General features: G+C 54.9%; 20 protein-coding genes. 11 read left to right on the top strand and 9 right to left on the bottom strand.

The features are described 5' to 3' along the window. Positions 1 to 704: 704 nt before the first annotated feature. From urtE to urtA, 5 genes are all read right to left on the bottom strand, one after another. A complete protein-coding gene (urtE, locus tag SK3146_RS27330) occupies positions 705 to 1400 on the bottom strand; it encodes an urea ABC transporter ATP-binding subunit UrtE (protein ID WP_249861736.1) in 696 nt (231 codons plus the stop codon). Next, entirely contained in the window at positions 1384 to 2175 is a 792-nt protein-coding gene (gene urtD / locus SK3146_RS27335; protein ID WP_249861737.1) for an urea ABC transporter ATP-binding protein UrtD, read from the bottom strand. Before urtD ends, urtE begins: the two co-directional genes overlap by 17 nt. A 476-nt stretch (positions 2176 to 2651) precedes the next feature. After that, positions 2652 to 3767 (bottom strand): urea ABC transporter permease subunit UrtC, encoded by a 1116-nt coding sequence (gene urtC, locus SK3146_RS27340; protein ID WP_434006825.1) that lies wholly within the window; start codon positions 3765 to 3767, stop codon positions 2652 to 2654. Between the two features lie 147 nt (positions 3768 to 3914). After that, positions 3915 to 4820 (bottom strand): urea ABC transporter permease subunit UrtB, encoded by a 906-nt coding sequence (gene urtB, locus SK3146_RS27345; protein WP_249861738.1) that lies wholly within the window; start codon positions 4818 to 4820, stop codon positions 3915 to 3917. A 94-nt stretch (positions 4821 to 4914) separates the two neighbouring features. Continuing rightward, a complete protein-coding gene (gene urtA, locus SK3146_RS27350) occupies positions 4915 to 6153 on the bottom strand; it encodes an urea ABC transporter substrate-binding protein (RefSeq protein WP_434006913.1) in 1239 nt (412 codons plus the stop codon). 437 nt (positions 6154 to 6590) lie between these two features. Here urtA and SK3146_RS27355 point away from each other — a divergent pair, with 437 nt between their 5' ends. From SK3146_RS27355 to SK3146_RS27400, 10 genes are all read left to right on the top strand, one after another. Beyond that, positions 6591 to 6899, top strand: a complete 309-nt coding sequence (locus SK3146_RS27355) for an urease subunit gamma (RefSeq protein ID WP_249861740.1) — start codon at positions 6591 to 6593, stop codon at positions 6897 to 6899. Positions 6900 to 6959: 60 nt separating this feature from the next. After that, the gene (locus SK3146_RS27360; protein ID WP_249861741.1) at positions 6960 to 7331 is read left to right on the top strand and encodes an urease subunit beta; all 372 of its coding nucleotides are present in this window, start codon (positions 6960 to 6962) and stop codon (positions 7329 to 7331) included. Then, a complete protein-coding gene (gene ureC, locus SK3146_RS27365; RefSeq protein ID WP_249861742.1) occupies positions 7331 to 9064 on the top strand; it encodes an urease subunit alpha in 1734 nt (577 codons plus the stop codon). The genes SK3146_RS27360 and ureC overlap by 1 nt, the downstream gene beginning before the upstream one ends. A gap of 39 nt (positions 9065 to 9103) precedes the next feature. Beyond that, positions 9104 to 9802, top strand: a complete 699-nt coding sequence (locus SK3146_RS27370; protein ID WP_349655166.1) for an urease accessory protein UreF — start codon at positions 9104 to 9106, stop codon at positions 9800 to 9802. Between the two features lie 65 nt (positions 9803 to 9867). Next, complete coding sequence (ureG, locus tag SK3146_RS27375; RefSeq protein WP_249861743.1) at positions 9868 to 10530, top strand: urease accessory protein UreG; 663 nt, start codon at positions 9868 to 9870, stop codon at positions 10528 to 10530. Continuing rightward, positions 10523 to 11407, top strand: coding sequence for an urease accessory protein UreD (locus SK3146_RS27380; protein ID WP_249861744.1), 885 nt, complete (start codon positions 10523 to 10525; stop codon positions 11405 to 11407). The genes ureG and SK3146_RS27380 overlap by 8 nt, the downstream gene beginning before the upstream one ends. A 706-nt stretch (positions 11408 to 12113) precedes the next feature. Beyond that, positions 12114 to 13376, top strand: a complete 1263-nt coding sequence (locus SK3146_RS27385; RefSeq protein WP_434006914.1) for a pectate lyase — start codon at positions 12114 to 12116, stop codon at positions 13374 to 13376. A gap of 302 nt (positions 13377 to 13678) precedes the next feature. Further along, positions 13679 to 14620, top strand: a complete 942-nt coding sequence (gene cyoE, locus SK3146_RS27390; protein WP_375295463.1) for a heme o synthase — start codon at positions 13679 to 13681, stop codon at positions 14618 to 14620. A 193-nt stretch (positions 14621 to 14813) separates the two neighbouring features. Next, a complete protein-coding gene (gene tnpA, locus SK3146_RS27395) occupies positions 14814 to 15284 on the top strand; it encodes an IS200/IS605 family transposase (RefSeq protein ID WP_249860177.1) in 471 nt (156 codons plus the stop codon). 215 nt (positions 15285 to 15499) lie between these two features. Continuing rightward, a complete protein-coding gene (locus SK3146_RS27400) occupies positions 15500 to 16114 on the top strand; it encodes an SCO family protein (RefSeq protein ID WP_249861746.1) in 615 nt (204 codons plus the stop codon). Between the two features lie 10 nt (positions 16115 to 16124). Here SK3146_RS27400 and SK3146_RS27405 read toward each other — a convergent pair whose 3' ends face one another. Next, the gene (locus SK3146_RS27405; protein ID WP_249861747.1) at positions 16125 to 16496 is read right to left on the bottom strand and encodes a ribonuclease M5; all 372 of its coding nucleotides are present in this window, start codon (positions 16494 to 16496) and stop codon (positions 16125 to 16127) included. A 261-nt stretch (positions 16497 to 16757) separates the two neighbouring features. On the opposite strand from SK3146_RS27405, the gene SK3146_RS27410 reads away from it, so the two are divergent. Further along, positions 16758 to 17537 carry a pirin family protein gene (locus tag SK3146_RS27410; protein ID WP_249861748.1) on the top strand — a complete coding sequence of 260 codons (780 nt, stop codon included), beginning with the start codon at positions 16758 to 16760 and terminating at the stop codon, positions 17535 to 17537. Between the two features lie 97 nt (positions 17538 to 17634). On the opposite strand, the gene SK3146_RS27415 is transcribed toward SK3146_RS27410, so the two are convergent. From SK3146_RS27415 to SK3146_RS27425, 3 genes are all read right to left on the bottom strand, one after another. After that, positions 17635 to 19215 (bottom strand): S-layer homology domain-containing protein, encoded by a 1581-nt coding sequence (locus SK3146_RS27415; protein ID WP_249861749.1) that lies wholly within the window; start codon positions 19213 to 19215, stop codon positions 17635 to 17637. A 225-nt stretch (positions 19216 to 19440) separates the two neighbouring features. Continuing rightward, the gene (locus SK3146_RS27420; RefSeq protein WP_249861750.1) at positions 19441 to 19536 is read right to left on the bottom strand and encodes a YjcZ family sporulation protein; all 96 of its coding nucleotides are present in this window, start codon (positions 19534 to 19536) and stop codon (positions 19441 to 19443) included. Between the two features lie 172 nt (positions 19537 to 19708). Beyond that, complete coding sequence (locus SK3146_RS27425) at positions 19709 to 20887, bottom strand: MFS transporter (protein WP_249866461.1); 1179 nt, start codon at positions 20885 to 20887, stop codon at positions 19709 to 19711. Between the last annotated feature and the right edge of the window lie 181 nt (positions 20888 to 21068).

Genomic DNA, 21068 nt, shown 5'->3' on the forward strand with positions numbered 1-21068 from the left:
GGTAGGTCCCGTAGCGCCGGTAGGCCCGGTAACGCCCGTGGCTCCAAGGGCACCCGGCAAGCCCATAACGCCGGTAGGTCCCGTAGCGCCGGTGGGCCCGGTAACGCCCGTGGCTCCAAGGGCGCCCGGCAAGCCCATGGCGCCGGTAGGTCCCGTAGCGCCGGTAGGCCCGGTAACGCCCGTCGCTCCAAGGGCACCCGGCAAGCCCATGGCGCCGGTAGGCCCGGTAACGCCCGTGGCTCCAAGGGCACCCGGCAAGCCCATGGCACCGGTAGGTCCCGTAGCGCCGGTGGGTCCTTTCAAGCCCGTGGCTCCGGTCGCGCCAGTAGGTCCAGTAGGTCCGGTAGCCCCTCTTCGTCCTCGTTTGCCTTTTATATAAACAGGACAGCAGTAATAACTTGTTTTACAACTCGTTTTACAAATACGCTTTAGTTTTGAGGTAGGTTTTTGAGAAGGACGTTTAGAGCGGGATTCCATATTTTTTCCAACTCCTTTCTGTCATAAGATATTCCATTCCTATAATAAGGGCTGTACTTGTACCTAACTCACATAAAAATTAGGCCGTATTATAAGTCTGAAGCCGTATCAAAACTGGAAATGGATGGATGATAAGCAAGTTTGAGAAACATCAAAAAGCCGCATTAGAAATTAATCTAATGCGGGTTAAATAAGTAAGCAATGACCTACTTTACTTTTGAACACCGTTACACCGCCAAATGCTTCTTGACCTGCTCTTCGCTCAGCTGGGTGGAGCTGCCTTCGGCGACGATGGAGCCTTTATCCAGCACGTAATAGTAATCGGCGATGCTGGTGGCGAAGGTCAAGCTTTGCTCGACGAGCAGGACGGACATTTGCTTGCTCGCTTTGATCGATTCGATCACGTGCTCGATCTCCATGACGATCGAAGGCTGGATGCCTTCCATCGGCTCATCCAGCAGTAGGAGCTGCGGTCCGGCGACCAGGGCGCGGGCGATGGAGAGCTGCTGCTGCTGGCCGCCGCTTAAGTCGCCGCCTTTGCGCCGCTTCATGTCGTAAAGCACCGGGAACATGTCGTACACGCGCTCCGGTACGCTGTAAATGCGAGAGCTGGAAGCTTCGAGCCCGAGCAGAAGGTTCTCTTCAACCGTCAGCTGGGGGAAAATATCCCGGCCCTGAGGAACGTAACCGATGCCGCATTTCGCTCTGCGGTCGGTGCTCGCATGCGTCAGGTCTTTTCCGCCGTACGAGATCGCGCCTCGCTTCATCTTGATAAGCCCCATGATCGTTTTCATCAGCGTCGTCTTGCCTACGCCGTTGCGGCCCATCAGACAGACGACCTGCCCGGGCTCTACCTTCATACGAACGCCGCGCAAAATCATGCTCTCCCCGTAACCGGCCTCGACGTCACTCAGCATCAGCATCGCGCTCACCCCGTCTTCCCAAGTAAACTTCGGCGACTTTATCGTCGTTTTGAATATCCTGCATCGTCCCCTCCCGCAGCACGGAGCCCTCATGCATAACCGTTACGGTTTTGGCGTATTTGCGGACAAATTCCATATCGTGCTCGACGACGATAACCGTCTGCCGGTCGCTGATTTTGTGCAGCAGCTCGCCCGTTTTCTCCGTTTCGCTGTCGGTCATGCCGGCGGCAGGCTCGTCGAGCAGCAGCAGCTCCGGCTCCTGAATCAGCAGCATGCCGATCTCCAGCCACTGCTTCTCCCCATGGGAGAGCGAACCGGCTACTTGCTTGGCTTTATCGGCGAGGCCGATCATGCGGATATAATACTTCATTCGCTCCCGCTGTTCGGGCGTCGTCTTGGTAATCAGCGAGCTGAGCAATCCGCGCTTTTGGCGCATCGACAGCAGCAAATTTTCCTGCACGGTCAATGTGACGAAGATGGACGGCGCCTGGAATTTTCTTCCGATGCCGAGCTGGGCAATTTGATGCTCCTGATGCTTGGTCAGATCGATTTGCTTGAACCTTACCCTCCCTTTGGAGGGCTTGACTTTGCCGCAGAGAACGTCGAGCAGCGTCGTTTTTCCGGCGCCGTTCGGCCCGATCAAAAAGCGCAGTTCCCCGGGTTCAAGCGAAAAGTCGAGGCCGCGGATCGCCTTGAATCCGTCGAAGTCGACTTCAAGCTGCTCGATGCGAACCAGCTCCGCCGCCGTTTCTTTTCTTGGTAATGATTGTAGCATGGTTTTCCCCTCCTGAGAGTTTTGCGAAGCAAAACTTGCTTCGTAAGCATATGCCGAGTTTTGCTTCGGCATTAAGGCAGTTTAACATTTCAACGACGCCCCGCAACATTCCCAAATCGGCTTCGAAGCCGAAGTTCCGCTGTTTGATAGAGTTTGCTTCGTAAAAACAACAAAAACATCGTATGCCGAAGTTCATAGCGCGCCGACGGCGGGAGCCCGGCGGCCTGTGCCGGTTTTGCCGCCGCATGGTTGCGGTCTACGGTGAAAGCCGGAGCCGTAAGAGAAATTCCTGTGCATCGGCGTCAGATGCCGCCGTAATATTCGGGCTATCGAGTTGATCTAAAAGAGCGAAAGGCGTATGAAGCCGGCACAGCTTGAGCGTTCGGCTTTGCCCCCGGACTTGAACCCTTTCAAGGGTTAACCCTTCAAGGAATCCGGGAACAAGAGCGATCTGAAGATCAGGGGGAGGCTGCTGTTTACTTGGTCTGCAGCGAATCTTTATCCAGCTTGGCATAAACCGGCAGCGATGCGCTCAGCGAAGCCGCGCCTGTCTTGCGCATAAACCATCCCCGTTTGGCGGCCGTTTCCTTGATCGTCCCTACGATGCCTTTGGGCAGGAACAGCACGACGGCGATAAACATGGCGCCCATAATGATCGGCCACCATTCCGGGTACGCTTCGCTGAAGGTCGTCTTGGCCGCATTCGTCACGACGGCTCCGAGAATAGCCCCGAAGATGGAGGCGCGGCCGCCGATCGCTACCCACAGCACCATCTCGATCGACGGGACGATGCCCATTTGCGCCGGAGAGATGATGCCTTCTTGAAGCACGAACAGGATGCCCGCCAAACCGGCCAGACCGGCGGAGAAGCAGTAGATGAATACTTTGAACGTAACCGGATTGTAGCCGATGAAGCGGACCCGGTTCTCGGCATCGCGCACGGCGACGAGGATTTTGCCGAGACGGCTTCCGGCCAGCCACAGGCATAGAAGCAGCGTTCCGATCACGACGGCGACCGTAATGTAGTACAGCATCAGCTTGGTCGAATGGTTGGCCACGGAGAAGCCGAGGAATGTATCGAAGTTGGTCAGGCCGTTCGTGCCTCCCGTGTAGCCCTGCTGACCGACGAACAGCGTAACCGTAATAATGACGAGAGCCTGCGACAAGATCGAGAAGAAGGTTCCCTTAATCCGGTTGCGGAACGTCAGAAAGCCCAGTATAAAAGCGACCGCCATCGGCACGAGCAGAGCGAGCAGAATCGCGACCGGGGCCGACTGGAACGGTTGCCAAAACCAGGGCAGCTTCTCGACGCCGCTCCAGGACATGAAGTCCGGCAGCTCGCCGCGAGAGGCGACCAGCTTCAGATGCATTGCCATGCAGTAAGCGCCGAGTCCGAAGTAGACGCCGTGCCCAAGGCTTAAGATGCCGGTGTAGCCCCAAATCAGATCAAGCCCCATCGCAACAATCGCGTAGGCGAGAAATTTGCCGAGCAACGACAGCCGGAACTCGCTGAGAAACATCGGCGCCGCCGCCATCAGCACGAGCAGCAGCAAGGTAAAGCCGATTTTTATTTTCGTATTGGTCATGGTCATAGTATTCACTCCTAACGTTTTCCGAAGGAAAACGGACTTCGAAAGCATAAGCTAAGAGTTTCCGGTAGGAAACTTACTTCGAAAGCGTAAGCTAAGAGTTTCCGGTAGGAAACTTACTTCGAAAGCATAAGCCTGTTTTCCGCAATCTTAATCCAGCGCCCGCGACTTGATCGTAACAAGTCCCGACGGCCTCCACTGCAGGAAGGCAATAATCAGCGTAAATACGATTACCTTGCCGATCGTAGCGCTCGTCGAATACTCGAACGCGGTGTTCAGCACGCCGATGCCGAGCGCTCCGGCGATGGTGCCGACGATTTTGCCGATGCCGCCGAGCACGACGACCATGAAAGCATCGACGATGTAGTTCGTGCCGATCGTCGGCCCGATCGGTCCGATCAAGGTCAGCGCGCAGCCGGCGATACCGGCCATGCCGGAGCCGAAGGCGAACGCCTGAGCGTCGACGCGCCGCGTGGAGATGCCGAGACACGAGGCCATACCGCGGTTTTGCATGACGGCCTGCATATTGCGGCCGCCCCGCGTATGGTACTGGTACACGTAAATGATCGCAATGCAGACGATGACGAGTCCGATAATAAACAGCCTTTTGTAAGGCAGCATCAGATCGGCGGTGACCGCAAGGCCGCCTTCGAGCCATTCCGGGGCTTTGACCGCTACGTTGGGCGCGCCGAATATTTCTCTGGCCAGCTGCTGCAGCACGAGGCTGACGCCCCATGTCGCAAGCAGACTGTCGAGCGGCCGTCCGTATAGGAAGCGGATCAGCAGGGCTTCGAGCAGCCAGCCGACGGCAAAGGCGACCGCGAACGCAACGCCGAGCGACAGCACGAAATACCAGCCGAAGGCCGAAGCGGGGAGGAATTTCTGGAACAGCTGCTGGATCGTATAAGCCATATAGGCGCCGATCATAATGAACTCGCCGTGCGCCATGTTAATGACATTCATCAGGCCGAACGTAATCGCCAGACCAAGAGCGATCAATAGCAGAATGGAGCTCAGCGACAAGCCGTTAAATAATTGAAGCAATACGATGCTCATTAGGTCATCCTCCTTGATAAAACGGGGGACCGCCCTTATAAGGGCAGCCCCGGTCTAATAATCGAGTTCGTCTGCGGCTTGCCTGAAGCCCATATTATTTGGCGGCGGACTTCGTCACCTCGGCGCCCCAAGGATACGTCTTGAGGAACGGGTCCGGCTTCACCGGCTGCCCGGAATTCCACACTTCCTTGATCATGCCGTCGCCTTGAATTTGCCCGATGCGCACCGTTTTGTAGACGTGCTGGTTGTCGCCGTCGATCGTTACTTTGCCGCCCGGGGCGTTGAATTCGAGACCTTTGGCGGCCGCTTTGACTTTCTCGACGTCGACGGAGCCGGCTTTCTTCACCGCTTCCGCCCACAGATAGACGCCGAAGTAGCCGGCTTCGATCGGATCGTCCGTAACGCGGTCTTTGCCGTACTTGGTTTTGTAAGCTTCGACGAATTTCTTGTTCTCCGGCGTATCCGTCGTTTGATAGTAGTTCCAGGCCGTATAATGGCCTTCCAGCACCGACGCGCCGATGCCGCGGATTTCTTCCTCGGCGATGCTAACCGACATCGTGGTCAAGTCTTTGGAAGTGATGCCTGCGTCCTTCAGCTGCTTGAAGAAAGCGACATTGCTGTCGCCGTTCAGCGTATTGAAGACGACGTCCGGCTTTTCCTGTTTGATTTTACTGATTATCGTGTTGTAATCCGTATGTCCGAGCGGAGTGTATTCTTCGGCGATCAGCGTGCCGCCTTCGGCTTTTAGCTGTTCTTTAATAATTTTGTTAGCTGTTCTCGGGAAGACGTAGTCGGAGCCGAGCAGGAAAAATTTCTTGCCTTTGTTTTGCAGCAGCCAGGTGACGGCGGGAACAATTTGCTGGTTCGTCGTAGCGCCGGTGTAGAAGATGTTAGGCGAAGCTTCCAAGCCTTCGTACTGCACCGGATACACGAAGAGGCCTTTGTTCTGCTCGACGACGGGCAGCACGGCTTTGCGGCTCGCCGATGTCCAGCCTCCGAAAATGACGGCGGCTTTGTCTTTTTGCAGCAGCTTTTTCGTTTTCTCGGCAAAAGTAGGCCAATCCGACGCTCCGTCCTCAATGATCGGCTTCAGCTGCTTGCCGAGCACCCCTCCGGCTTTGTTGATTTCTTCGATAGCCATCATTTCGGCGTCTTTGACCGAAACTTCGCTGATCGACATCGTGCCGGTGAGCGAGTGGAGGATGCCTACGGGAATCGTATCTCCTTCCGCTTTCGTATCGGCGTCGGACGGCGCGGACGATGCGGCTGTGTCCGTTTTCGATTGAGTGGCGCAGCCGGCCAGCAGCGCGGATAAAGACATGCACACCGCCATTAATACCGGAAGCCCTTTTCTGCTTACTTGGTTAATCATCGACCATCCACTCCTCTTCATAATGGGTTCTTGCGCGAATCCACCGGCGGCGTCGGCATTCGTTCCGCTATGTTTGTATCGCCCTGCCTCGTGGAAATTTTTATTACACGAACTATCATAGTTGCAACGTAACTTGCATGTCAATATACTTTACATAAAATTTGTTTAATCAAGTTTCAAATCCTGATATATGTAAAAAAACGCTTTTTATTAATTTGTTTTATACAAGTTTGTATGTAATATGGAAATAAAATCCTTTTATAATGTTATGTTATTTAACATTAATGGTTTACAAAGCAAAAAGCGGCGAATATAATAAACGTAATGGCAGTCGATTATGCGCATTTTTGAATGTCACATAACATAACATAATGCTTCGACAAGGAGGATGCCCTCACGTGCATTTAACGGAACGGGAAAAAGAGAAGCTGCTCATTACGGTAGCCGCCGATTTGGCCAGAAGACGGCTGCAGCGAGGGGTGAAGCTTAACTATCCGGAGAGCGTCGCGCTCATTACGTCCGAAATGATGGAAGGGGCGCGCGACGGCATGACGGTGGCGCAGCTGATGCAGTACGGCACGACGATTTTGAAAGCCGGTCAAGTGATGGAAGGCGTGCCTGAAATGATCCATGAGGTGCAGGTGGAGGCGACGTTTCCGGACGGGACGAAGCTTGTTACCGTTCATCAGCCTATCGGATACGAGTAAAACATTTAGATGAAGGAACGCATTCGGCGAAAGGCCGGGCGACAAGAAAGGAGTCGGGCTATGGTTCCGGGGGAATACCGCGTTCAAGCGGGAGAGATTGAGCTGAATCAAGGCAAGCGGACGGCGCGGATCATCGTCGTCAATAAGGGCGACCGGCCGATTCAGGTCGGCTCGCATTATCATTTTTTTGAAGTGAACCGGGGCTTGGCGTTCGACAGGGAAACGGCGTTCGGGATGCGGCTCGATATTCCGGCCGGCACGGCCGTCCGGTTTGAACCGGGTGAGGAGAAGCCCGTGCAGCTCGTCGCTTTGGGCGGGGCCGGACGATCCTACGGTCTCAACGGGCTTACCCGCGGCGATACGGCCGGCGGCGTGATGCCGGAAGAAGTGAAGCGTCGGCTGGAGCAATGGAAGGAGGGCGTCACTACCTGATGGTCAGGATGAATCGGACGGCTTATGCGCAAATGTTCGGTCCGACGGTCGGCGATGCCGTGCGGCTGGCCGATACGGAGCTGTGGGCGCAAATAGAGCGGGATTACACCGTATACGGGGAAGAATGCAAGTTCGGCGGAGGCAAGGTCATCCGCGACGGGATGGGGCAATCGAGCCGGCATACGCGGAGCCAGGGAGTTCTGGACACGTTAATTACCAATGCGGTCATTATCGACCACTGGGGGATCGTCAAAGCGGATATCGGCATCCGCGACGGCGTTATTGTCGGTATAGGCAAGGCCGGCAATCCCGATCTGATGGACGGGGTGCATCCGGAGCTGGTCGTCGGGGCGAGCACGGAGGTCATCGCCGGCGAAGGAAAAATAGTTACGGCTGGGGGCATCGACACGCACATTCATTATATATGCCCGCAGCAGATCGAAACCGCGCTGGCGTCGGGGGTTACGACGATGATCGGCGGCGGCACGGGACCGGCCGCAGGCACCAGCGCGACGACATGCACGCCGGGAGCGTGGCATATGCGCCGGATGCTGGAGGCGGCCGAAGCGTTCCCGATGAATCTCGGCTTCACGGGCAAGGGCAACGCCTCCTTCGCGGAGCCGCTCGTCGAGCAGGTGGAGGCCGGAGCGATCGGGCTGAAGCTGCACGAGGATTGGGGCACGACCCCGGCTGCGATCGATGCGTGCCTGCGGGTGGCGGACGAGTACGACGTACAGGTCGCTATCCATACCGATACGCTGAACGAGTCCGGGTTCGTTGAGGACACGCTAGCGGCGATCGGCGGCAGGACGATCCATACATATCATACCGAAGGAGCCGGCGGCGGTCATGCTCCGGATATTATCCAAGCGGCGGCGGAGCTGAACGTGCTTCCGTCATCCACGAATCCGACGCGCCCGTATACGATCAACACGGTCGAGGAGCATCTCGATATGCTGATGGTATGCCACCATCTCGACAGCCGGATTCCCGAGGACGTCGCTTTCGCCGATTCGCGGATTCGCCCGGAGACGATCGCCGCCGAAGATATACTGCACGATATGGGTGTATTCAGCATGGTGAGCTCCGACTCGCAGGCGATGGGCCGGGTCGGCGAAGTGATCATCCGCACGTGGCAGACGGCGGATAAGATGAAGAAGCAGCGCGGCTATTTGCCCGCGCCGGATGAACCGCCGGGCGCGGCGGAAGCGCAGCACGATAATTTCCGCATTAAGCGCTATATCGCCAAATATACGATCAATCCGGCGATCACGCATGGCGTCGCTCATTTGGTCGGCTCCGTCGAAGCCGGCAAGCTGGCCGACCTGGCCCTTTGGAGCCCGATGTTTTTCGGGATCAAGCCGGATATGGTGCTCAAGGGCGGAATGATCGCCTACGCGCAGATGGGCGACCCCAATGCGTCGATTCCTACGCCGCAGCCGGTGTTCGGGCGCCCGATGTTCGGTGCCTTCGGCAAGGCGGTGCGCCACTGCATTACATTCGTCTCGCAGGCTGCCTTCGATAAGGGAGTGCATAAGGAGCTCGGCCTTCAGAAGCGGATCGAGCCCGTCCGAAACTGCCGCAGCGTGACCAAGAAGGATATGATCCATAACGGCGAGACGCCGCGGATCGAGGTGAACCCCGAAACGTACGAAGTGAAGGTAGACGGCGAGGCGATTACTTGCGAACCGGCGGCGGAGCTCCCGATGGCTCAGCGGTACTTCTTGTTCTGACGAAGGGGAGGGGGAGTGAGAGCAATGCAACAACCGGCTATGTCCATGTCATTGCCGTCGTGGCTGTCCTACGTTCAGATGCTGGACTCCGCGCTGCCGATCGGCGGCTTCTCCCATTCCTTCGGACTGGAGACGCTCGTACAGATGGGGATCGTCGAGAAGCCGGAGCAGCTGCAGGAATATATCGCAACGATGCTGCTTCAGAGCTGGGCGCCGGTCGACGCGCTGGCGGTCAAGGCGGTGTACCTGTACGCTCCCGCCGAAGATTGGCAATCGCTCTGGGAGGTCGACCGGATGCAGCATGTACAGAGGGCGGCCGTCGAAACGCGGGAAGGCGTTCTGAAGATGGGGCGGCGGCTGTTTCAATTGGCGTCGTCGATTCATCCGCGGCTCGACTGGGAGCCGCTGCAAACGGCCGTGCGCGAGGGGCGGTGCTTCGGAACGCATCCTCTCGTGCACGGATGGGTCAGCTACCGGCTGCAGGTACCGCTCGCGATGGCGGCCGAAGGCTATCTGTACACGTGTACGATGACCTCCATTAACAGCGGCTTGAGATTAATGTCGATCGGCCAAACCGAAGGGCAGCGGCTGATAGCGGAGCTGGCGCCGATCATTACGGAGGCTTGGCGGAATGTGCGGCATCTGGACCCGCTGGAGGACGGATTCTCCGGCACGCCGGCCGCGGAGATTGCAATGATGCGCCACGAGGCGTTGTATTCGAGATTGTTTATGTCCTAGTCAGTTTGCAAAAAAAGATTGGATAAACCAAAACCTACCTACTCTATATAAGGAGGCATCCGCCTATGTGTCAAGGAGGAGCGCATCACCATCATCATTGGGAAACGCCGGAGCACCGGCATTCGGATAGGCCGATGAGAATCGGCATCGGGGGCCCAGTCGGATCGGGGAAGACCGCGCTGGTGGAACGGCTGGCGCGCAAGCTCAACCACCGCTACAGCATCGCCGTCATTACCAACGACATTTACACGAAGGAAGACGCCAACATTTTGATCCGCTCGGAGGCGCTGTCGGCGGAGCGGATCATCGGAGTGGAGACGGGCGGCTGCCCTCATACGGCTATCCGCGAAGACGCCTCGATGAATTTTGAAGCGATCGAAGAACTGGAACGCCGGTTTGCGCATCTTGATCTCATCTTTATCGAGAGCGGCGGCGACAATTTGGCGGCGGCGTTCAGCCCTGAGCTGGTGGACCGCTTCATCTACATTATCGATGTGGCGCAAGGGGAGAAAATTCCGCGCAAAGGCGGCCCCGGCATTATGCGCTCCGACATGCTCGTGATCAACAAGATCGACCTCGCCCCGCATGTCGGCGCCAGCTTGACCGTCATGGAGGAAGATACGCGCAAAATGCGCGGCGACCGCCCGTTCATTTTCTCCAATTTATTCGACGGCCAAGGGCTGGACGACATCGTCGACTGGATCGAGCGGGAATGCCGTCATGCCTAGAGTAACCGGCCGCATTTCGGCCGCTTTTCTGGAAGCGGACGGGAAGACGCGGCTCGGTGACCGGTATCACGCTTATCCGCTCAAAATCGCCAAAGCGTTTCCGTTTGATGATGGGCAGCTCGGCGTCTATATGATGGACGCTTCCCCCGGGATTATGTCGGGCGACCGTTACGAGCTCGACTGGCATTTCGGAGCGCATACGAAAGTATACGTGACGAATCAGTCGTATACCAAAGTGCATCCGCGGCGGCTTGATGAAACGGGGCAAGCCGTTCATCCGCCGAGCGAGCAAACGCAGCGGCTTACGCTCGGCCAGGGCGCATATGTGGAATATATGCCGGAGCCTTTGACGCTATATAAGGACGCCTGCTTCCATAGTACGACGGATGTGCGGATGGAGCGGGGATCGACGCTTATTTTGTCCGAGGTCGTCTGCCCCGGTCGAACGCAGCGCGGCGAGTTGTTCCGATACTGCCGCTATCGGAGCCGGCTTGCCGTTCGCTTCGGCGACGAATGGGTATACTGCGGCAGGCAGCAGGTGGAGCCCGGCGTTCAGCGGCTTGCGAGCATAGGCGCCTGGGGGAGCTTCACCCATATGGGGACGCTGTACGTGTTCAGCGAGCTGGCGGACGCCGCGATGGCCGAAGCGCTGCGAATCTTTATGAACGGGGAGCGGGACGGCTTCGATGCCGTCGCCCGGGGCAGGCAAGACGCTTCGTCCGGTCTCTATGCCGGGATAAGCCGCACCTACAAGCACGGTTTGATCGTATCCGTTATGGGGCGCAAAGCGTACGAGATTCAGGATTATTTGGAACGGGCCTGGGCATTTATCCGCAGCCGGTATTTTGCCTCGGCTCCGCTTCTGGTCAGAAAGTAGAACGGTGCTGCGGGAAACGGCAACCGATTAGCCAACAGCCCTTGAAGGGGAGGGAGGGGCCGCTAGAGCGGCTCTTTTTGCTGTTTAGGAAATGATGCGCAGCAATATCCTGTGGAAATCCGGGGTCTCCCCCGAAAGTAAAATCTACCCATAGAACGATCCCAGAGGAAGGGTTAGACGCCGATCCGGCTTAGGCTGGATGCGGACGGAATAAGCTTCAGAGCATCACGTCACTACCCTGGAAATTACTCTTGGTACCCCATTTCCATTGTCTGTGGTGCCGCGTAGCGGCATGGATGGCTTTTGGGGGATTTGTTCCTGCGCTTTTCTTCTCGTTTTCACATACATCGATTTCAACTTGAGGCTCATTCCGTTCTACCCGCGGTAGATTAAAAGCGGCACGCTTAGTTATGCAAAGACTATTTGTCATTCAGATCACTTCCGCGGAAGCCGCTGCTACCGAATGTTAAATAAAGTTAAATTCGGACTATAGCCAATCGATTGCGATCTGCCGAATAATGGAAACAGCGAACGGATAGCGCTTACATCCGTTTCGCTTTTCATAAGGGCAAGGAACCGAAATTTGGAACGAGGGAGGCGAAAATAAGGGCAATCATTCATCAGGAGCTGCAGCAGCGGATTGGCAAAGCAATCCAGACTATGTATCCGGAGGGATCGAATGATGAAAAAGCTTATGAAATCGTTGATGGTGACTACGGTCATCGCATCTTTGGCCGGGGCCGTTCCGGTGACGGCGGCCACTGACCTCGGACACCAGGTGCTCGCGTCCAATGACGGCTGGGCGGCATACTCGACCGGAACGACCGGAGGCTCCGCGGCCACTTCCGCCAATGTGTTCACGGTGACGAACCGCAAGCAGCTGGTGACGGCGCTCGGCGGCGGATCAAACACGACGCCCAAAATCATCTATGTGTCCGGCACGATCAATATGAACGTGGACGACAATAACAATGCGATGGGACTTAACGAATATAAAGATTCGGCCTATGATTTCAACGCCTATTTGGCGGCTTACGACCCTGCGGTATGGGGAACGTCGAAGGTGCCGAGCGGCACGCAGGAGGATGCGAGAAAACGGTCGCAGCAAAAGCAGGCCGGCCGCATCGTCGTGGACATCCCTTCCAATACGACGCTTGTCGGCTCGGGGACGAACGCCAAAATCGTCGGCGGCAATCTGAATTTGAAGAGCGGCGTGACGAATGTCATCATCCGCAATATCGAATTCCAGGACGCGTACGATTATTTTCCGCAATGGGACCCTACCGACGGCAGCAGCGGCAACTGGAACTCGATGTACGACAGCATTACGATCAAGGGCGCCAATCATATTTGGATCGATCACTGCACCTTCGACGACGGCTCGCATCCGGATAGCGGCAGCGGCACTTATTTCGGCAGGGAATATCAGCATCATGACGGCACGGTGGACATCTCCAATGCGGCCGATTATATTACCGTCTCTTATAACTATTTCCACGACCATGACAAGACGACGCTCATCGGCTCCAGCGACAGCGCAACCTCCGATGACGGCCATCTGAAGGTGACCATGCATCACAACTACTACAAGGATGTCGTGCAGCGTGCGCCGCGGGTCCGCTTCGGACAAGTCCATCTGTACAACAATTATTATGAAGGAAGCAAGAGCGGCGGAACCTATCCGTTCAGTTACGCGTGGGGCATCGGCAAATCGTCGAAAATTTACGCGCAAAATAATTCGTTCAGCATTCCCGGGCTGTCCGCAGCCAAAATCGCCAGCGTCTTTAGCGGCGGGACGGCGCTGTACGATTCGGGAACGCAATTGAACGGCTCATCCGTCAATGTCGCTTCGAGCAACAGCCTGAGCACTTCGGTCGGCTGGACGCCGTCCTTGTACGGCACGATCGATGCGACCGCCAATGTGCCGTCCGTCGTTAAGACGAATGCGGGCGCAGGCAAAATCCAATAATCGACCGTTCGATCCATAGTCCATCCTCAGACCGGCCGCCCCCTGCGGCCGGTCTTCTCTTGCCGCATAGACGAGGACGTCGAACCGTTTCGGGCGGTCGGTCAGGGACAAGCTCGGTACGCCGATGAACTATCGACAATATTTTGAACTCGCGCGCGGTTTGTTGTCAAACGGGTTCCGTGTTGATATGATGGAAGGAGATTAAAGGAAGAACGGTTTCGTTACGTCACGAACATTCGTTTTTCGACACAAGGTTTCCTTTACGGAAGCTTTTGAGGGAGGTACTATAGGTGGAAGAGCAAATGAGGCTGGATCTTCCTTCGGAAGGTTTGGCTGCAGGGCAGGACACACAACTGGAAACCACTCAACAACACGGACCCGTTACTTGGAGAGACTTCGTACAGCTTGCCAAACCGGGTATTATTTTTTCCAATTCGATCACGGCGTTCGGCGGCTTCTGGGTAGCTTCCGGCTGGCACGTCAATTGGCTGCAAATGCTCTACACGCTGATCGGTACCGCGCTGGTTATGGCTTCCGGCTGTGTTCTGAACAATTATTTGGACCGGGACATGGATGTGAAGATGGCAAGAACGCAGAAGCGCGCGCTCGCTACGGGTAAAATGTCTCCGCAAACGGTGCTCGTGTACGGAATCATTCTCGGTGTAATCGGGGTGTCCGGGCTCGGCCTGCTCGTCAATCCGATGACCGCGCTGCTCGGGATGATCGGCTTGTTCGTTTACGTCTGGATTTATACGGCCTGGTTTAAGCGCACTTCCGTCTGGAGCACGGTGGTAGGCAGCTTCTCCGGAGCGATGCCGCCGGTCATCGGCTACTGTGCGGTGACTCCGACGATTGACGCCGGGGCGATTATTTTATTCGGCATTTTGTTCCTGTGGCAGCCGCCGCACTTCTGGGCGCTCGGCATTCGCCGCGCGGAAGAATACCGCGCCGCGGGATTTCCGCTGCTGCCGGTAGTGAAAGGATCTTATACGACGAAGATCAGCATGATGCGCTATATCGTTCTGCTGGTTCCGGTATCGATGCTGCTTTACGTCTACGGCTACGTGAACGTCATTTTCTTTTACGCCGCGGCTGCGATGGGATTGTATTGGGCTTTCCTGACGATGAAGGGGTTCAAAGCGGAGGACGAAGTCCAATGGGCGAAAAAAACATTCATCTATTCCATCAATTACTTGACGCTGTTGTTTATCATCATGGTTATTACGACCGTGAAGCAAGGATAATTCGGCTCCCGGCACGGGGCAAGGCGGACGGGCTTCATCCCATGGCAACATGGGATCTTTTTTGTCTAAGAAAACCCCCAGTTCGACTGGGGGTTCGGGAAAGCTTATAGCTATGAGTAAAAATCCCTTGACCTTTATGATAAGATGATAGCCGGTCTGCCAACCGCAACATCAAATCAAGGAGGACAAGGGAATGGATAAGAGCAGTCTAGCACATACCCGCTGGAACTGTAAATACCATATTGTATTTGCACCGAAATATAGACGGCAAGTCATCTATGGGAAATTAAAAAGAGAGATCGGAAAGATCATCCGGGAGTTGTGTGAGCGCAAAGGGGTGGAGATTCACGAAGCGGAAGCGTGCCCGGATCACATCCATATGTTGGTGAGTATTCCACCGAAACTGAGTGTATCGGAGTTTATGGGGTACTTAAAGGGAAAAAGTTCGCTGATGATCTTCGATAAATTTGCGAACCTGAAGTATCGATACGGAAATCGGCAATTTTGGTGCAGAGGCTATTTTGTGGATACGGTAGGGCGAAACAGGAAAGCGATAGCCGAATACATTCGAAATCAACTAACAGAGGATAAGAACTACGAACAAATCACGATGAAAGAACTGTTCGACCCGTTTACGGGTGAGTCGGTAGGAAAGGGCAAATAAAAGAGCCCCTTTGAGGGGCAAGCCCGGGACCGCTCGCGGTTGGCAGACTTTCAGTGCGCCTTCTTAGGCGCGTGCTAGTACCATGCCCTTATAGGGCTGATGGAAGCCACCGGCTAAGCCGGTGGTTATGACTTGCAGTGCAATAGGGGACAGGTTTTGCGAGGAAAACTTACGATCATTAGAAGCTGAATTTGGATTAGAGGAAGGGATGAACCATGAACGCAGCCCTGCAAAAGAACGGTTTTAAAATTGTTGTCATCATCGTACTGCTGGCTATGATCGGAACTTTCAGCTATATGCTGATGAAGGGCAATGACACGAAGATGGGCGTCATCAAGAAAGCCCCGGACTTTAAGCTGACCAATCTCGATGGCAAGCAGGTAGGGCTATCCGATTTGGCAGGGAAGACGAAGCTGGTTTATTTCTTCTATTCGACTTGTCCGGACGTATGTTTGCCGACGACCTATACGTTGTCCAAAGTTCAGGATACGCTTGTCAATAAAGGGGTTTTCGGGGATAAAACAGCCATCGTATCGATTACCTTCGATCCTACTCGGGATACGCCGGAGCAGCTTAAGGATTTTTCCGGCCATTATCATGCCGATCCGAAAGGCTGGTATTTCCTGCGCGGGGACGAGGCGACGGCCTTCGATATCGCTAACAAATTCGGCGTCATGGTCGTAAAGGACCAGCAGGGCAATTTCACGCATAACAACGTCATTTTGCTCGTCGACAAGAAGGGGGATTTGCGCACGTATTATAACGGCAACGACGCCGATCTCGACGTCGAGAAGATTGCCCAGGATATGATTGCGCTGAGCAAGGAATAGCAACGATCGATTACAATTTAGCCGAGGGAAAGTCCAGAGCCGGTTCTTGCGGAGGGTATATAATGTACTCTTCCAGGCCGGCCTTTTCCAGTTGCTGGATTAGATACTCGTCCGGAGTTCCTTCTACGCCGGCGTACCCTCTTCTCGTATAAATTTGCTCCGCATCCGGAAACGTATCACGTAGTATGCCGCGGATTTTTTTGCCGGAAGAGTCGTTGTCCGTAAACAAATACACTTCGCAAGAGCCCGCTTTCTTCTTCAGATCCTCCAATTTCTCCGTATTTAAAGAGCCGTAGGTGCAAAACAGCAAAACCTCCTCCTTCAAAAGACGGCGAAGTCTGCTTCGGTCGTTTTTGCCTTCCACGATGATGGCGATGGTCATAGCGATTCTCCTCCGATCAATACCGAACATTACCTCGCTTTAGTATACCCAGTTCCCCGGTTTATTCCAAGTATGCGTGATGCTGGGATTTCCCAGGAAATGTCGAAACAATGACCAAAAAAGTTTCGCCGTCAGTCTCTTGACGAAACGGATAATAATTATTACAATGAAATTACTAACTAACAAATAATAAGTTAATTACTTTATATTAGATATACGCTTTTTGTTGCGATCAATCGATTCCATTCGGGAGGGATACACATGAACATCGTTATTTATCCGCAAGAGCAGCAGGCGTCGGGAGGCTTTGACGGAGGCAAAATTACCGAACAAAAGCCTATTGGTTTTCCGGGCGAAGGTTCGGCGGTTAAACGCATCGGTCCGTTATTTTATTGGGCGTGGGCGCATGCTAAGGTCGAAGGTTTTATTCCGATGCATCCGCATCAAGGCTTTGAGATTATTACTTATATGGTGAACGGCCAGGCGGAGCACGCCGATACGCTCGGCACGCAGAGCCGCGTGGATGCCGGAGGGGCTCAGGTAATGCAAACCGGTTCCGGCGTGTCGCACAGCGAACGGTTCATCGGTCCGGATTCGGAAGGCTTCCAGATTTGGTTCGAGCCTCATCTCCGGGATGCGCTTCAGAGACGGCCGACATATAACCAATATGAGCATGAGCAGTTTGCTTTCTCCGGGGAAGACGGAGCGACGGTGAAGACAGTCATCGGGGAAGGGGCTCCGGTTGAACTGACGGCCGATGTCCGGATGTGGGATATCGAGCTTTCGGCAGGGAAGACGTACCGCCATCGGCTGGCAGCCGGCCGTGCGCTGGCGGGTCTGGCGATTCGGGGCGACGGCGGATGGTCCCTGGGGAAAGCGGGACAGTCTTCGCTTGTCAGCTTCGCACATAAAGATTTCTCCGTGCTCGGCGCTGATGCGGGGGAAACGGAGGAGGCGCTGCTGACAACGGATACCGGCCTGCGGATGATTCTGATCGAAGCGCCGGTTCAGGTGGATTATCCGTTATACCCGAAACGGTAAGCGGACGGGCTTCTTCTCATACAAAAAAACAGCCTGACATGTCAAGAAGTCAGGCTGTTCTTATGAAATGGAGAGTGGATACCGCCCGAGAGCAGTATTAGTTGTTGATAAAATCGGCTTTGGTCAGCAACCGTTTCAGCATCGCTGCCGATTGCGCCCGGGTAGCCTGTTTCGAAGGAGCGATCGTAGTATCGGTCATTCCGTCTACGATGCCTGCTTCGATAGCTGCAGCCAATTCTTGCTGTGCCCATACGATTTGATTGGAATCGCTGAATTTGGCGAGCAATTCCGCTTGACGGTCAGCCGATACGTCCGGTTTGGCGCCTGCATATGCCAAGGCGCGAACGACCATGGCCGAGAGCTCTTCGCGGGTAATCGGTTGGTTCGGTCTGAATGTGTGGTCTTCGTAGCCGTCGATGATTTTGGCGTTGACGGCCGTTGCGACTACACTGGAGAACCAATCGCCGGAAGATACATCCGTGAAGGAGCTGCCGCCGGCAAGTTGATCAAGACCGAGTGCACGAACGACCAAGGCTGCGAATTCGGCACGGGTAATGTTGCGTTCCGGCTCGAACGAAGTATCCGTTACACCATCGATGACCAGCTTGTTAGCCAGCAGATCGATGTAGGATTGCGCCCAATGCCCTTGGCTGTCGGCAAAGCTTTTGTTCAATTCGATGACGGTATAGATGCTGTTGCCGTTGCGTTTGATCGTCGCTTCGTTGCTGTCGTCCTCGGACGAGAACAGTGCAGGAGCGAAGCTTAATTTTTTGCTTGCCGGGTCGAATACTACGGCCGTTGCTTTGGAAGGATCGACCGCTTTCGTCAGCGGAAGCGTACGGCTAATGTAGTTGTTGCCTAATTCGACAGGCGTCGTCGTTGTGCTGTCCGTGCCGTAAGCGACAAGATCGAAGTCGACCGATCCGCTGGCTACGGTGCCGCCCAGCGCTTCTGCAGCCGCTTGGATATCGCTTGCGACGCTATCGTCGGCAGCGCTGATGGAAACCTTGATGGTCATGTCGTCTACAGAGGCAGAGAGCTTGTCAGCAAGGCCGTCCAGGTTCAGAACATAAAGAGGAAGCGTATAAGTGCCGTTTCCGTTAGAGATAACAAGCGCTTTGTTTTTGTCGCCGACAAAGTCCTTCAGCGCTTTGGCCGGAATGAGTACAGTGTCGCCGCTCAGAACCAGCTCAATGACGTCGTTGTTGGTCAGTGCGTTGATCAACGTATTGGCGTCAATATAGCCGTCGGAAGAAACGGTAATGCTAGGTCCGGACGGAATGTAGCTGCCGCCGCCCCCGCCGCCTTTATGACCGCCGCTGCTGGATGAAGTCGAATTGTAGACCGTGCCGTACACGGAATCCGTTACCTTTTCCAGCAAATTCAAGTAAGTGTAGCTGTTAGAAACGCTGCTAGAGAAATTGTAAGTGTACACGCCATCGTAAACGCTGTATGTAGCGGTCGATGCGGTGCCAAGATAGTTACCGTTCGGATCGTACAAATATACTTGTGCATTCTCGGAATACACATCGGAGTAGACCGAACCGGAAACGGTGCCGTCGCGGTAAGTCAGATTTTTAAAACCGGTCGCCGCGAAGGCTAATACGGGCAGTAGCGCCGAAATGATCAGCATCAATACGGTTACTTGCGCCGTCTTTTTAAAGACAGCTGGCTTCATGAAAAATTCACTCCTATCTTCTTTACGTGAATAATGGGGTATGCTGCCGGAAGGCTTCTTCATCAGATGTATTTCACCTCCTTTTCGGAACATCTCATTACAAAGTTCGAACGGGCCTGGCGGTATAGGTCCGTCTGTTTCGATCGGAAAAAGATAAATAATGTCCAATAAGCCGTCCGGCATGCCGGACGGCTTTGACTGCTTAATTCGAGAAGCGTATCTAAATTAATAAATAAAGCCGCGACTTACAATAACAAGCAGAATGAACAACACCAAAATGACTCCGGTAGAGGTCCAGATTCCAACGCCGTCAACTCCCATGGATATTCCTCTCCTTTCAACTTCAGTAATCATTTGACACTATCTATATTATGTGAAAGGAGCGGAGCGGCTTGTGTGTACACCCAGTCGCTAAAGATTTGATAGTTACTTGTCTTGTGGGACACCTATCTGCATTTGCCGGCCGACGAAGAGCGTACGCGCTGTCCGCCGTTCAAGCGGGGGCCGGTTTGAAGAAGCTTCTTAGAGGAAGCGCGCAGAGCGCCAGCATTAAAGCTAGAAAAGCAATAAAATAAGGCGAAGTATGACTTCTCATATGTCCGGCAACAATGGGACCTATAAAAGCGCCGATCGAGTAGGCGATGGACAAGTACGAGAAAATGCGTCCGTACCGGTTGGAAGCCGTGACGCTGGCAAGTAAGGAGGCTATCGACGGGAAGATAACCCCCTTGGTCATGCCGATCAGGAATAAGGCGACGTGAATCGGCACAGGCCAATGAACGGACATGCCGAAGAAGATGAGCGCAAGCGACAAGCTCCCCGATATCATCCGGACAAACGGCGAGACACGGTTAAGAAACAGCATGCTTAACGTCACGAGGGCGCCCAGGCTGACGAGGGAGAAGAGAATGCCCGACGTCATGATCGAGCCGGCGGCTTCCTTCATCAGAGGAAGCTCGAAGAAGAGGATGCCTTGCGAGCAGGATAGCGCGAGCGGAACCCCGAAGAACAGCCACGGAATGCCGCCGTAGGGCTGGCCCTCGGCTTCCGCATTCGCGCCGCTCCGGCCGGCGGCGGGAAGCCCGTGCGCGTCGGTGGGGAATACGGCTTGCGCCGCTTCCGTAACCTGCCGTTCTTTCACGCCGAATAAGGCGAGCACCCCGGTGACGATAAGAATCCAGCCCAGTACGGTGAACGATTGGACAAATCCCAGCTTGGCTACCAAATAAGCGCCCACCGCAGGGCTGAGCACGGAGGCCATCGTATGCACCAGCCCGTTGCCCGCCATCAGCTTGCTTTGCTGCACTTGATCCTTGGCGATTTTGGCCAACAGGGAGAGACAGGCGGGCGACAAGAAGGCGAGAACGAACCCGCTGATCGAGCGGATGATAAGCAGCTGCCACGGGTCGGAAACCCGGGATTGAATTAATAGTACGATACCTGCTACAATCAGGCTGAATACAATGAAACGCTTGCTGCCATACTTGTCGACGCCGTACCCGGCCAGTAAATTTCCGGGCAGATGAGTAATGGAATACACGCCCAGAATAAGACCGATGAACGAAGGGGCTGCGCCGAGCGAAATGGCGAACGGGGATAAGATCGGATACTGCGCATGAAGATCGAAAAAGGCTACGAACATGAATAAATAAAGCCAGATTGCGGTTTTCAACATCATCACCTCGCATTTCACGATTGTAGGAGCGTCCTTCGAAGCTCTGCGGCACCGGCGGGCCTGCCGCATCTTTCACCGGGTTTGGGCCGTTCCGCCTACAGTATGGCTTGGTTCTCTATCGAGCATCGGGCGGGGGCGCAGTTTTACGGGCGGACGCTTACAGTTCATTGGAACGTTT

It is taken from the genome of Paenibacillus konkukensis, assembly GCF_023523925.1.
GTDB classification, from domain to species: Bacteria; Bacillota; Bacilli; order Paenibacillales; family NBRC-103111; genus Paenibacillus_S; species Paenibacillus_S doosanensis.